Source organism: Citrobacter sp. Cpo071 (assembly GCF_030332765.1).
GTDB classification, from domain to species: Bacteria; Pseudomonadota; Gammaproteobacteria; order Enterobacterales; family Enterobacteriaceae; genus Citrobacter; species Citrobacter portucalensis.
Genome location: NZ_JAOWHE010000085.1, coordinates 39,937 through 52,359, shown reverse-complemented (window position 1 = coordinate 52,359; position 12,423 = coordinate 39,937). Strand labels below are relative to the sequence as shown.

The window sequence follows — 12,423 nt, the reverse complement described above, 5'->3', positions numbered from 1 at the left end:
ACGAGGTATATATGAGAAAAGTACAATTAGACAACACTGATTTATTAGCTTATTTTAATACGATTGAAGAACTCAAAAATCATCCATCAATGGATGAATATAGAGCAGGATATAGTAAGCTACGTGATGATGATGATACATTTTCATATGAAATAAAAAAATATAGGTCTGCACATACCACACTGCGCAGGCTTGATAAGAAAAGACAATCTCTTTTGGATAGCTTTATTAGTGAGCTTAATCCTATAAGTTACTCAGCAGCTAACACCGCTGCTAAATCATCAGGAAATTTTGATTTAATTAATGAACGAATACTTTACAGAAAAGCCCTTGAAGAAAAAAGTGATGCCGAAATCATTGCTCTGGTGATAAAACAACGTACAGTGGCAGCTCTTGAGTTCCAGCGCTCTGTTGAGCTGAGTCTTGAACAGCTTTCTTCTATCTCATCAGATTTTGAGTCCTCAAATAAAAAAAGAAGAAAAATGTCTTTTTAAATGCATCAGTTCAGCATTAATCTGGCATTTACCAAGTATGAACTTAATATATGCCAGATGAATAACAGTGTAATTTATCTACGCTTGCCTTTTGGATTTTATTTGAGAGAACGTTATCAACGTTTGGCAAAATGCAACTACATCACCCATTGTTCTCAGTGAATGTAATGCAGGTCCCCAATCCGCAGGCTCTCCCTCATAGTGGTGCACTTGTAGCCATCCGCCATCTTGTGCCGACGGATGTGTTGAATGTCTAATTTGAAATGCGATACCGTGCTTTTCTCTAGCAAAGTAAACATCAAAAACTGCATCTTGAGGATTACCAGATACCTGATACTCATATTCCGAACCTACAGCTCTTATTAATTTTTTTGCTAAATCTCGGTCTAAAGATTTCATTTCACGACCTATTTAGAATAGTTAAAAGCCAGAACTTAAAATTATCACCATACAAACATCATTCAGGTATTTTTTCTTCAATGAAAATATTACGGGATATATTCCCAATAGTATTGGTGGATACACTATCAAATGTAGCACCAACGACACCACCAACTAGTGGTATTGCTTTACCAAGATTAATAGCACCTTTTTGCCCAAACTTAGTTATAAGTCTAAATCCTACCGCTTTATTTATAGCTTTTATTGTTTCACCAGAAATATTTTTTATTAAGGTATTTGTCATTTTTGTACTAATTGTTATACCTATATTTTTCACTATATCCTTCGCAGCATTTCCGGTTAAACAGGTATATACAAGTGACTTAACACGGTCATCTTTTAAATCATACCCGCCCATATGTGCAATTGCTGCGATCATACGAACTTGTATAAATATGACGCTTGAAATGTTAGCTGGAATGGCCACCGGGAGCGTTATTATTCCACCAAGGCCGGTGATAAAGCCTGATGTTCCCGCTTTTGTATTTTGCCATCGTATTAGCGCATTAACCTTATCAACAAGTTCTCCATCACCATTCAAATATGGTGCAGCAAGCTCTTGCGCCGAATCCAAACCTACAACACCATTACAGGCTTTATCATAGGCCCAGTCCAGTACCTGCATGACTTTTGATTCAGTGATTTCACCATCCTCACTTTGGGCGGTGTCTTTTTTTGCAAGAACTTTCTTACCGATGCTGCCTAATGCCCCAAAAGCTGCCGTTGCACCTGAAAATTTACCTGATTTTTTATCGTCAGAATCCATAATGACCTCAGAAAAGATAATATTCAGGATAAGTATCGGCAATCACAGATAAAACTTTAGTATTAAAAATCAAACACACACGATCTTGTTAATTGTCATTAACCTATAAGATCCTCCGGTGATACACGATCACGGCCCATTTTCTCAAGCAACTGTTGTAATCTCTTGGCTCTCAATTTCTGAGCCTTTTTCTCACCAATCTCCTGATAGTATTCTTCCCGGCGTTCCGCGACAACTTGGCGGAACTTCTTCAAAAGCTGTTCCAGTGTTTTCATATCTGTCGTCGCAGCTTCAGCTTGGATTTTTTTATACATATACATAACATGGAATTCATCAATCATATTGGTTATCTCCGTTTCATTACAGGATTATTTCCCTCTGCACGAGGGAATATTGCCATTTTTCAAAACTGATTCACAGTCATTTTTAACTTCCAGTATATACGCTCATCAGCATCATCCGGTTTTATGTTTTTCAGTACAAGTTCAATAATATGCTCTTTATGCCAGTATAAAATCGTTTCCTTTAACTCATCTATATTGATCTCAGATACATCTTTTCCTTTTCCACTTTTAACATAGTCTTCAACTTCACAGGTAATCAACACATCATAAAGTATCTCTGATAACATTTCCCCTGTTAAAATATTCATTGCTGTTTCAGGCTGTTTTTCAGAGATGCTATAGATCGTTTCGCAATATCCCTGTAATACATTTGCAATAAGATTTATCGCCATTTTATTACTTTCATTTAAAATAATCTCTTTCATACTGATCCCTTTTATTAAGTTAAATATTAGATAAATATCGAGAAGGTATTAATACTATTTATTAGATACTATTTTGATGATTACAGAACCATATTCCAGATCCATCTCATCATACAGTGTCTCATTTACATAACGATTTAAATCATCTAACAAGGTCTTATCATTCATTATTTCTTCGACAGAGCTACCTCTTAATGCGATAAATATATCCAAGCTCTCTTGGATAAGGTTCATCACTTTAGGTGTTTTTTCACATAACATACTTACGATTACTGACATATCATTCTTCATCTGTTTTTCCTTTTGTTTATAGTTAGCCCCTTGCGGGGCAAAATTAGTTCTTACTTTCTAAAGTTTTCTGAATACCCTACCAGCAAGGCTGCTATTTGTTCAAAGTTGACCTGATTAATATCACCGCATTTTCCTTCTTGCGTGGTAAATCTCTCAAAGTTATTCTGAATATGGTCAATCACATAAATAATAAAGGGACTCATAAAATCCGGATCATCCAGATAGTCATTGGCATCTCCGTCGCCATTGACTTCCATAAACATATTCCAACTTGCGGAAAATGATCTACAAGCTAGATCATAAAACAGTTCTGTTGATTTATTTTCAATAATATCTTCTTTAGCCATGTTTATATCCTCATAATTAAATGCTTACTTTATTCATTTCGTTTTATATTAGCCCCTTGCGGGGCCGAATAGATGACGCCAGCGATTATGTATGTAAGATGTAGTGACTCATCACATGATGTATCTGCCTCAGGTTAACAAGCACTTCATCAAAATATACGTTTTTAATCGATGCTTTATATTTATGTTTTTTCAAGAACTCATTAAAATCTTTCTTACCGTTCTCTATTATTGATTTTAAAACACCCTCCATATAACCATCGTCTTCAAGGTTATGATAGAATCTTTCTCCCATATACTCATGCATACACCGCAAATAGTAGTCATATTCTTCGCCACTTTTTAGAACAAAGTATTTTGTATCATCATTGCTAACATGTATTTCTATCTTTTGTACTTTCATTTTTGCTTCCTTTTTTATGTTATTTATTATTTCTGCGTGAATCGGAAATGGTATTTTCAATCCATGCATCAATCTCACTTTCCACAAAGGCTACAGATCTTGCCCCTATGATTATCTTATCCGGGAATCGGCCTTCCTTAATAAGCTCGTACATTGTGGTTCGACTAAATCCGACTCTTCTCAGAACTTCTGGAACACGGATTAATCTTTTGCCTGCGATTTCATTTCTCATTTGTCTTTTCCTCTGTTGTTTCGACAAGAGCTATAGTAGGAAAAATTGAGATCGCTGGATGCAGAGATTGGCAAACAAGATTTTTATGAGGAAGTCGAAAGAAATGATTTTCGGGGAAAATGGAAATTTGTGAATTTCGCTGGTTTTGAAGAACGGGGCGCATCTTCATCAGATGCCCCCGAATTGCAGTAGAAAAGTTATTCCTCTTGCTGCTCTTTTTCGTTCATCTTCAAGGCCTCAGCAACTTTGGTGTGTATCATGCTGTCATTTTTGCTCAGGTAGATGTTAAACATCCTATCAAACTCACGGGTAAGCACTTTGTCAGCCAATGGCTTATCCGTGTCTTTGATTTGAGTTCCACCTCTGATATCCTCAGAATCATTGGGATAAAGAAGCCTGCTAAGCTGTTCATAGGAAATTTTTTCGTTGTTTCTCTTGGCCCAGAACAGCAGATCCAGTAGAGGGATGATCCTGAAGTTAATTAGCCTCTTGATCGTGCTAAGCCCGAACCTGAATGTTCCCGTTAACGGTTCAGGGATACCATGCGTCCTGCGCCATTCTGGAAGCATACGCTTCATATGTTCGATGACTTCTTCGTCAGTAAGCCTTCTGATGTTGAGTTCCAGATAAAGTGGCTTGTGGGGATGAAGCATTTCGATATCAGTCAACCGCCACCGACCAATCTCTTCTGAGGCTGGCATGGTTACCCCTTCTTCCTTAAGCCCCATACGCCTGAGTATCTTTATCTCTCTTAATTGACGCTCATATTTCGCAGCATCCGCTACGGTGATGTGTTTGATGTATATTTTTGCGTTCTGGAGAGGATTTTCCACTGCCTGCCTGAGTGGGTAGTTTTTTCCATAGGTAGGAGCTGGAGCGTTGCTTGGACTTACTAATAAAGGCTTTCCCGCTAAAATTTTAGCTTCATAGTCCAGATAACGCTGGCGGATCTCACGGTCGTCGTCGTCATTCAACTCTCCATCAAAATCATGTTTAGCTATCCTCAATCGGGCAAACGCTTCCCTCTTCAGGTCTTCAATCGTGATCTCCTGCAAAGCATCATAGTTGCTCACCTTAAACCACGTCTTTACCGCCCTCATGACTTCACTAGCTTTCATTTTCAATTACCAGTTAATTTTTTTAGCTGTTTTAACCGACAGAACAATTGGTTGTCCAGCTAACCATCACGATTACAAGTTTGTGGTCTGAGGATGTTGCTTGGTTAATCTGTATAGGAAGAGAAACATGTTGGGGCCTTTCTCAGGCAAGAACGGAGTGTTTAAAATATTTGTTGCGGGGAAATACCAGATTTTAGATACAAAAAAAGCCCGTTTACACGGGCTTTTAATGCAATACTTTATGCAGTACAAAATCAAAACCAACTCTTAAGTTATTGATTCTGTTAAGAAATTGGCGGAAGCGTAGAGATTCGAACTCTAGAACCCTTTCGGGTCGCCGGTTTTCAAGACCGGTGCCTTCAACCGCTCGGCCACGCTTCCAATGAGGCGCACTATAAACATCCGGAACGGACCTGTAAAGCACCAATGTGTTCGTTTGCCTGAAAAACAGCCAAAATGTTGTTAATCGACTGAAATAACAACAAATTGACCATTTATTCAGCACGAATACCGGCTATAGCGCTTAATGTTTTTTGATGTACATATCTTTGGTGTAGTAATTTCCCCGGTTATCCGGCGCAAATCCCCCCACCCACGGCTTCACCAGATGCGTGCGGACATAGTGGTAAACCGGAATCGCGGGCACATCCTCACCTAAAAGGTCTTCAGCCTGCTGATAATATTTACCGCGTTCTTCCAGTGAACTTGCTTTTGCCGCATTACGCATCGCTTCATCAAAGGCGGGGTTACTGTACTTGGTGGTGTTCTCGCTATCACCGGTCCGGAAGATATTGAGGAAACTTGAGGCATCATCATAGTCGGCTATCCACGCATAGCGCACGACGTCAAAATTACCGGTGTGCATAGTGTCCAGCATGGTTTTCCATTCCTGGTTTTGCAGCTTCGCCTCGACGCCAAGGTTTTTCTTCCACATCGACGATGCGGCAATCGCAATACGCTGGTGCGTTTCGAAGGTGTTGTAGAGCAGATTTAAGCTAAGCGGATGCTCAGGACCAAAACCGGCTTCAGCCAGCAGTTTTTTGGCTTCAGCAATACGTTTTTCGAGCGGCCATGACGCATACTCCGGCGCATGCAGTTTCACCCCACCTATTTCCGGCTGGCTGATAACCCACGCTGCTCGCTGCCCCTGCCCCATCACCTTTTGCGCAATGATGTCTTTATCCAACGCCATATTCAGCGCCCGGCGCACGCGCGGATCATTAAACGGCGCGCGGGTTGTATTGAACTGATAGTAATACGTTGAAAGCTGAGGCGAGACATGCAGTTCATCCCCCATTGTTTTTTTCAGTTGCGCGAACTGGTTAACCGGTACGCTATACACAATGTCGATTTCACCGGCCTTATAGCGATTTACGTCAGCCGACTCTGAGCTAATAGGCAAATAAGTAACTTTATTAATAACCGTATGCCGATCGTCCCAGTAATGTGGGTTACGCTCGGCAACGATGCGCTCATTAACCACCCACTGCGATAATTTGTACGGCCCGCTGCTGACAAAATGCTCTGGCCGGGTCCACTTATCGCCAAAACGACCTATCAACACTTTATCCAGCGGGACCAGAGATGGATGCGCCAGCATCGCCAGAAACGCCGCCGTCGGTTGCGTCAGGGTAATTTCCAGCGTGGTATCATCCAGGGCTTTGACTCCCAGCGTAGCGGGATCTTTTTTCCCCTGGGCAATATCAACCGCGTTCGCAACGTGCATGTTGCCCAGATACGAAGCATAAGGTGAAGCCGTTTGCGGCGAAACCAGACGCTGCCAGCTCCAGACGACATCCTGTGCGGTAATAGCAGATCCATCTGACCAGGTTATGCCCGGGCGTAAATGGAAGGTCCAGACAGTGTTGCCTTTATTCTCCCAGGACGAGGCTAGACGGGGTTCGATAGACCCATCCTGCTTGACAGCAACCAGACCGTCGAACATATCGCTGATTAAATTAAACTCAACGTTGCTTTCAACTTTATGCGGATCCAGAGATGCCGGCTCACTGCCGTTGTTTCTGACCAGTTCCTGTTTTTCTGCCAGTAGTGTTCCTGCGGGAACATTTGCCGCCCTCGCCGCGCCGTTTATAGACATCAAACAGACAGCCAACAGCGTAAACGTCAATATCTTCGATTTATGTTGAATCATTCCCTTTACCTTATTGCTCTGTTTTATGTAGACACCGATGTCACTGTCAGAGAGATTCAGGAATAACGCAATATTTTTCAGTTACCTGGTAGATAGCGATCTGACATTTTTGCACATACAGTGCTAACATCTAATTCGGGAACTTTTGTTGAAATAATATGCTTAAGTCTGGCGGGCTAAAATGCGTAAAGATGGGTAAAACCGCTGTGTCATTCCCCTTGATTTCATTATCCTCCATCATTAATTACATCTGTCATAAGAGAGTGACTCATGGATCGTATTATTAATTCTTCGCGCGAGCGTACATCGCTACTCAGCACGCATAAGGTGCTGCGCAATACCTATTTCCTGCTCAGCCTGACGCTGGCGTTTTCAGCGATCACTGCGACCGCCAGTACCGTACTGATGTTACCTTCTCCGGGGCTTATCCTGACGCTGGTGGGTATGTATGGTCTGATGTTCCTGACCTATAAAACGGCGGATAAACCGGTTGGTATTCTGTCAGCTTTCGCTTTCACTGGCTTCCTGGGCTACATCTTGGGACCGATGCTGAATACATACCTGTCCGCAGGCATGGGTGATGTTATCGCCATGGCGCTGGGCGGTACGGCGCTGGTCTTCTTCAGCTGCTCGGCCTATGTGCTGACCACGCGTAAAGATATGTCCTTCCTCGGCGGTATGCTGATGGCGGGTGTTGTAGTGGTGTTGATTGGTATGGTTGCCAATATCTTCCTGCAACTGCCAGCATTACATCTGGCAATCAGCGCGGTGTTCATTCTGATTTCTTCAGGCGCAATCCTGTTTGAAACCAGCAATATCATCCGCGGCGGTGAAACCAACTATATTCGTGCCACCGTTAGCCTGTATGTTTCGCTGTACAACATCTTCGTCAGCCTGCTGAGTATTCTGGGCTTCGCCAGCCGCGATTAAGATGTCCACACGCATTATCCAGCCCCGCTTATGCGGGGCTTTCTTTTTTGGTAAACTGCCGCCAGTTTGACTAACGCAGTGACGAATTATGTTGATCTTTGAAGGTAAAGAAATCAGTACCGATAGCGAAGGCTATCTGAAAGATACCACGCTGTGGAGCGAGGCGCTGGCGGAGAGAATCGCCGAAAACGAAGGCATTACGCTCTCCGCGGAACACTGGGAAGTGGTGCGTTTTGTCCGCGAGTTTTATCTGGAGTTTAATACCTCCCCCGCTATCCGCATGCTGGTAAAAGCGATGGCCAACAAGTTTGGCGAAGAGAAAGGCAACAGCCGTTATCTCTACCGCCTGTTCCCGAAAGGTCCGGCCAAGCAGGCGACTAAAATTGCCGGCCTGCCGAAACCGGTGAAATGTATTTAATAGCGGATACTAAATCCCTTTAGCTCGTCGCCAGGACGATGTGGTTCACTGAGAACCCGGTCAACCCTGGCGCTGCTCGGCCCCCCGGCTTTCAACCACTTCATCAGCTGTTCTACCCGGTCGCTTTCACCACAGGCGACAACCTCTACGCTGCCGTCATCCATATTCTTCGCGTAGCCGTTCAACCCCAGCCGTTGTGCTTCATGCTGGGTGGTGTAGCGAAATCCTACCCCCTGAACCCGGCCATAGACCCAGGCGATTATGCAGACTTTCGACATTGCGGTTCTCCTTATCAACATAAATGAAGGAACAGTTACCGAGGCCTCAGCGCACCTGTTTCGGCAGGCATCCGTAATACTGGCGAAATCTTGCGGTAAATCGAGAACCTGACAAATAGCCACAGCGTAACGCAATTTCGCCAATCGGCAGCGTGGTCGACTGCAACTGAGAGAGCGCACAGGACATGCGCACCTCTTCGACGATTTGCCGGTAACTCTGCGATTCCATCTGTAATCGTCTGCGTAACGTCGAGGTACTGATAGACAGGTGACCAGCAATCTCCTGAGCTGTCCATAGCTTAGCAGGGGATAACATAATTAGTTGTCGCACCTGTTCAGTAAGATTAAACCGTCGCTCGATAAGCAGAGGCCCCGCCACACCATCATGCAGTAGCGCCAGCAATAATCCCATCGCCTGATGCTCCTGCAATTTTGCAGGTAAGTCCTGGCGTACTGCATCCAGCAAGCTTTCCCACATAAAAGCCAGTCCGTTGCTCATTGGCGTACATAGCGACGTCAATTTTGCCGGAGGGAAATCCTCGACCCAGTTATTTTTAAACGCGGTAATGATGCTCGTCGATAGCAACAACAAATCCGAGCGAAATGCCCCCTGTTCCGGCTGATTAATAATCTCCAGAGTCGTATTCGCCGGGATGATAATCAGCTCACCCGGTCCTGCAACCAGACGATTTTCATCCTGAATAATGACCTTACTTCCCTGCGTAATATGGCAAATAGCAGCAGAAAACAGTTTAACCCGATGCAAGTGGTGCAGATGGCCGGAACGCACCTCAGCGGTGGTAAGGTTGTTATGGCGAAAATGTACATCCTGCACCAGAGTATCCTCTTTATTTTCTTGCGTAAGTGGCGGTTAAATCAGCTTTAGCAATCACGTGGCTGTTCAGCATAAAACCGACTAGGGCACCGCTGGCGTTACTGTCAATTGGCAACTCGTCTGTATTTAACGCCCACACGGTAAACTGATAGCGATGAGGTTTATCGCCCGGCGGTGGACAGGCGCCACCGAATCCAGCATAACCGAAATCATTGCGTCCCTGAACTGCTCCAGCGGGTAACTTATCCATGCTGGCCCCGCCAGGAAGAGTGTGGATCTGAGCAGGAATATTTACAACGGTCCAGTGCCACCAGCCGCTTCCCGTTGGCGCATCAGGATCAAACAGCGTAATGGCAAAACTTTTGGCATCAGTTGGCGGATTTTGCCAGCTCAGTTGCGGGGAGATATTGTCGCCACTGCAGCCAAATCCCTTAAACACCTGTTTTTGCGTTAACTTCAGGTTAGTGGGTATGTCGGTGCTGTTGAGGCGAAACGTCGAGGCGGCAGAGGTATTAAAACTCAACGCAACAATGGCGGCGGTAGCCAGAAAGTAGACAGCTTTCATTGCATTTCCTTTTTCTGATTAAGAAATAGCAATGTAAACGGTGGGCATAAAAGAAACTGTGCCTCTGTGATTGAGTTTTGTGCCGAAACGCTCAACGCCATACCCTGATGATTGACCTCACCATCTGTGCTACTCTACGCGCCATTTTATTTTAATGGTTTCAGGTTGGTACTTTACTCCAGCCCGCGTCACTGTTTGTGAGAGGTTGCTCCGCATGACTGAATCTACAATTCCACATTATCCTCGTTTAGTGTTAGCCAAAGGGCGCGAAAAATCATTACTGCGCCGCCACCCGTGGGTATTTTCCGGTGCTGTCGCACGTATGGAAGGTAAAGCCAACCTCGGTGAAACCATCGATATTGCTGACCATCAGGGTAAATGGTTAGCACGCGGCGCGTACTCACCCGCGTCGCAGATCCGTGCACGCGTCTGGACATTCGACAAGTCTGAGTCCATCGATATTGATTTCTTCACCCGTCGTCTGCAGCAGGCGCAGACATGGCGTGACTGGCTGGCGAAAAAAGACGGTCTGGACAGTTACCGTCTGATCGCCGGAGAATCCGATGGCCTGCCGGGCATCACCATTGACCGCTTCGGCAACTTCCTGGTGTTGCAGTTGCTCAGCGCGGGGGCTGAATACCAACGCGCCGCGCTGATTAGCGCTCTGCAAATTGTTTTCCCGGACTGCGCCATTTATGACCGTAGCGATGTGGTCGTACGTAAAAAAGAAGGTATGGAGCTGACTCAAGGGCCAGTAACGGGTGAGCTTCCGCCAGCCCTGCTGCCAATTGAAGAGCACGGAATGAAGCTGCTGGTTGATATTCAGCATGGTCACAAAACCGGCTATTACCTCGATCAACGCGACAGCCGCCTGGCCACGCGTCGTTATGTGGAAAATCAGCGTGTGCTGAACTGTTTCTCTTATACCGGCGGCTTTGCGGTCTCAGCATTAATGGGCGGATGCCGTCAGGTTGTCAGCGTTGACACCTCTCAGGAAGCGCTCGATATTGCCCGCCAGAACGTGGAATTGAACAAGCTGGATCTGAGCAAAGCTGAGTTCGTGCGTGATGATGTGTTCAAACTTCTGCGTGCTTATCGCGATCGTGGTGAGAAATTCGACGTCATCGTGATGGATCCGCCGAAATTTGTCGAAAACAAAAGCCAGTTGATGGGCGCCTGCCGCGGCTATAAGGACATCAATATGCTGGCTATTCAGTTGCTCAATCCGGGCGGTGTGCTGCTGACTTTCTCCTGCTCTGGGCTAATGACCACCGATTTATTTCAGAAAATCATCGCTGATGCCGCAATAGATGCTGGTCGTGATGTACAATTTATAGAGCAGTTCCGTCAGGCCGCCGATCACCCGGTGATCGCTACCTACCCGGAAGGGCTGTATCTGAAAGGGTTTGCCTGTCGCATCATGTAACTTGAAAAGTGGAATATTACCCTTACATAAAGGGTATCTATTTCCCGGGAGGTGACTATGATTGCCAGCAAATTCGGTATCGGCCAGCAGGTCCGCCATTCCCTGTTAGGTTACCTCGGAGTGGTCGTGGATATCGACCCGGAATATTCGCTTGATCAACCGTCAGCCGATGAGTTGGCGGTTAACGACGAACTTCGCGCCGCTCCCTGGTATCACGTGGTGATGGAAGACGATAATGGTCTGCCAGTGCATACGTATCTGGCCGAAGCGCAACTGAGTAGTGAGCTACAGGAAGAACATCCGGAGCAACCGTCGATGGATGAACTGGCGCGAACAATTCGAAAACAGCTTCAGGCCCCGCGCCTGCGCAATTGATGCTAACACAGGCCCGATGGTGATTCGCTAATCGGGCCTGTGCGTTTTGTTCGGCTACAGATCAGCCTTACTTCGCCAGTCCCAGCCGCGGGATCTCAATCGCCGGGCAGCGATCCATCACCACCGTCATCCCTGCATCGCGAGCCAGCACGGCTGCCTGCTCGTTAATCACGCCGAGCTGCATCCATAAGGTCTTCGCTCCGATGGCAATGGCCTCCTGAGCAACACCCCACGCCGCTTCAGAATTACGGAAGACATCTACCATATCCACTTTCTCTGGTACATCTGCCAGCGTCGCATAGCCCTGCTGCCCCAGCAGCGTTTTTCCGGCAACCTTCGGTGAAACAGGAATAACGTGATAGCCCTGATCGAGTAAATATTTCATCACCCGATAGCTTGGACGATCGGGTTTATCGCTTGCCCCCACCAGCGCAATCGTACGGGTCGTTGTCAAAATGCCAGCAATATCGGTCTCTTTCATCGTTTTCCTCCAGGCTGTTTAGCAAAGTGTACGACAAACCTGCCCCCACAACCATTCATCCCATACTGGCGCATGAGAGCTAAACTCAAAAATATGTCTATA

19 protein-coding genes and 1 tRNA gene are annotated in these 12,423 nt (G+C 45.4%); 5 read left to right on the top strand and 15 right to left on the bottom strand.

Annotated features, from left to right (window positions below):
* Positions 1-11: 11 nt before the first annotated feature.
* Positions 12-494 carry a DUF4756 family protein gene (locus tag OGY09_RS17305; RefSeq protein ID WP_286590708.1) on the top strand — a complete coding sequence of 161 codons (483 nt, stop codon included), beginning with the start codon at positions 12-14 and terminating at the stop codon, positions 492-494.
* Positions 495-572: 78 nt separating this feature from the next.
* On the opposite strand, the gene OGY09_RS17300 is transcribed toward OGY09_RS17305, so the two are convergent.
* The 11 genes from OGY09_RS17300 to OGY09_RS17250 form a co-directional block, all read right to left on the bottom strand.
* Positions 573-893, bottom strand: coding sequence for a hypothetical protein (locus tag OGY09_RS17300; protein ID WP_126502050.1), 321 nt, complete (start codon positions 891-893; stop codon positions 573-575).
* A 58-nt stretch (positions 894-951) separates the two neighbouring features.
* Entirely contained in the window at positions 952-1,701 is a 750-nt protein-coding gene (locus OGY09_RS17295) for an EcsC family protein (protein WP_286590706.1), read from the bottom strand.
* A gap of 98 nt (positions 1,702-1,799) precedes the next feature.
* Positions 1,800-2,042 carry an H-NS family histone-like protein gene (locus OGY09_RS17290; RefSeq protein ID WP_100280098.1) on the bottom strand — a complete coding sequence of 81 codons (243 nt, stop codon included), beginning with the start codon at positions 2,040-2,042 and terminating at the stop codon, positions 1,800-1,802.
* Between the two features lie 62 nt (positions 2,043-2,104).
* Positions 2,105-2,470, bottom strand: coding sequence for a hypothetical protein (locus tag OGY09_RS17285; protein WP_181688306.1), 366 nt, complete (start codon positions 2,468-2,470; stop codon positions 2,105-2,107).
* A 54-nt stretch (positions 2,471-2,524) separates the two neighbouring features.
* Positions 2,525-2,761 carry a hypothetical protein gene (locus OGY09_RS17280; protein ID WP_023302109.1) on the bottom strand — a complete coding sequence of 79 codons (237 nt, stop codon included), beginning with the start codon at positions 2,759-2,761 and terminating at the stop codon, positions 2,525-2,527.
* A 50-nt stretch (positions 2,762-2,811) separates the two neighbouring features.
* Positions 2,812-3,108 (bottom strand): hypothetical protein, encoded by a 297-nt coding sequence (locus OGY09_RS17275; RefSeq protein WP_114682391.1) that lies wholly within the window; start codon positions 3,106-3,108, stop codon positions 2,812-2,814.
* An 85-nt stretch (positions 3,109-3,193) separates the two neighbouring features.
* A complete protein-coding gene (locus tag OGY09_RS17270) occupies positions 3,194-3,511 on the bottom strand; it encodes a hypothetical protein (protein ID WP_114682390.1) in 318 nt (105 codons plus the stop codon).
* Between the two features lie 19 nt (positions 3,512-3,530).
* A complete protein-coding gene (locus OGY09_RS17265) occupies positions 3,531-3,743 on the bottom strand; it encodes a helix-turn-helix transcriptional regulator (RefSeq protein WP_114682389.1) in 213 nt (70 codons plus the stop codon).
* Positions 3,744-3,940: 197 nt separating this feature from the next.
* Positions 3,941-4,861, bottom strand: coding sequence for a DUF6387 family protein (locus OGY09_RS17260; protein ID WP_227803783.1), 921 nt, complete (start codon positions 4,859-4,861; stop codon positions 3,941-3,943).
* 293 nt (positions 4,862-5,154) lie between these two features.
* Positions 5,155-5,242, bottom strand: a tRNA-Ser gene (locus OGY09_RS17255).
* A gap of 142 nt (positions 5,243-5,384) precedes the next feature.
* A complete protein-coding gene (locus tag OGY09_RS17250) occupies positions 5,385-7,013 on the bottom strand; it encodes an ABC transporter substrate-binding protein (protein WP_032942916.1) in 1,629 nt (542 codons plus the stop codon).
* A gap of 270 nt (positions 7,014-7,283) precedes the next feature.
* Here OGY09_RS17250 and yccA point away from each other — a divergent pair, with 270 nt between their 5' ends.
* Together yccA and tusE are read left to right on the top strand one after the other, a co-directional pair.
* Positions 7,284-7,943 (top strand): FtsH protease modulator YccA, encoded by a 660-nt coding sequence (gene yccA, locus OGY09_RS17245; RefSeq protein WP_032942915.1) that lies wholly within the window; start codon positions 7,284-7,286, stop codon positions 7,941-7,943.
* Positions 7,944-8,031: 88 nt separating this feature from the next.
* Positions 8,032-8,361: a sulfurtransferase TusE gene (gene tusE / locus OGY09_RS17240; RefSeq protein WP_008784296.1), complete on the top strand. Its 330-nt coding sequence runs from the start codon at positions 8,032-8,034 to the stop codon at positions 8,359-8,361.
* Here the strand turns inward: tusE and yccX are convergent.
* From yccX to OGY09_RS17225, 3 genes are read right to left on the bottom strand one after another with little or no spacing between them, the layout of a single operon-like run.
* Positions 8,358-8,639, bottom strand: coding sequence for an acylphosphatase (gene yccX, locus OGY09_RS17235; protein WP_032942914.1), 282 nt, complete (start codon positions 8,637-8,639; stop codon positions 8,358-8,360). The genes tusE and yccX overlap by 4 nt on opposite strands.
* A 46-nt stretch (positions 8,640-8,685) precedes the next feature.
* Complete coding sequence (locus OGY09_RS17230) at positions 8,686-9,474, bottom strand: AraC family transcriptional regulator (protein WP_032942913.1); 789 nt, start codon at positions 9,472-9,474, stop codon at positions 8,686-8,688.
* 13 nt (positions 9,475-9,487) lie between these two features.
* Positions 9,488-10,039 carry a YbhB/YbcL family Raf kinase inhibitor-like protein gene (locus OGY09_RS17225; protein WP_032942912.1) on the bottom strand — a complete coding sequence of 184 codons (552 nt, stop codon included), beginning with the start codon at positions 10,037-10,039 and terminating at the stop codon, positions 9,488-9,490.
* 214 nt (positions 10,040-10,253) lie between these two features.
* On the opposite strand from OGY09_RS17225, the gene rlmI reads away from it, so the two are divergent.
* Both rlmI and hspQ read left to right on the top strand, forming a co-directional pair.
* Positions 10,254-11,465 (top strand): 23S rRNA (cytosine(1962)-C(5))-methyltransferase RlmI, encoded by a 1,212-nt coding sequence (gene rlmI / locus OGY09_RS17220; protein ID WP_032942910.1) that lies wholly within the window; start codon positions 10,254-10,256, stop codon positions 11,463-11,465.
* Positions 11,466-11,522: 57 nt separating this feature from the next.
* Positions 11,523-11,840 (top strand): heat shock protein HspQ, encoded by a 318-nt coding sequence (gene hspQ / locus OGY09_RS17215; protein ID WP_003035905.1) that lies wholly within the window; start codon positions 11,523-11,525, stop codon positions 11,838-11,840.
* 67 nt (positions 11,841-11,907) lie between these two features.
* Here the strand turns inward: hspQ and OGY09_RS17210 are convergent, their stop codons facing one another.
* Entirely contained in the window at positions 11,908-12,321 is a 414-nt protein-coding gene (locus OGY09_RS17210) for a CoA-binding protein (protein ID WP_032942909.1), read from the bottom strand.
* Positions 12,322-12,423: the final 102 nt, after the last annotated feature.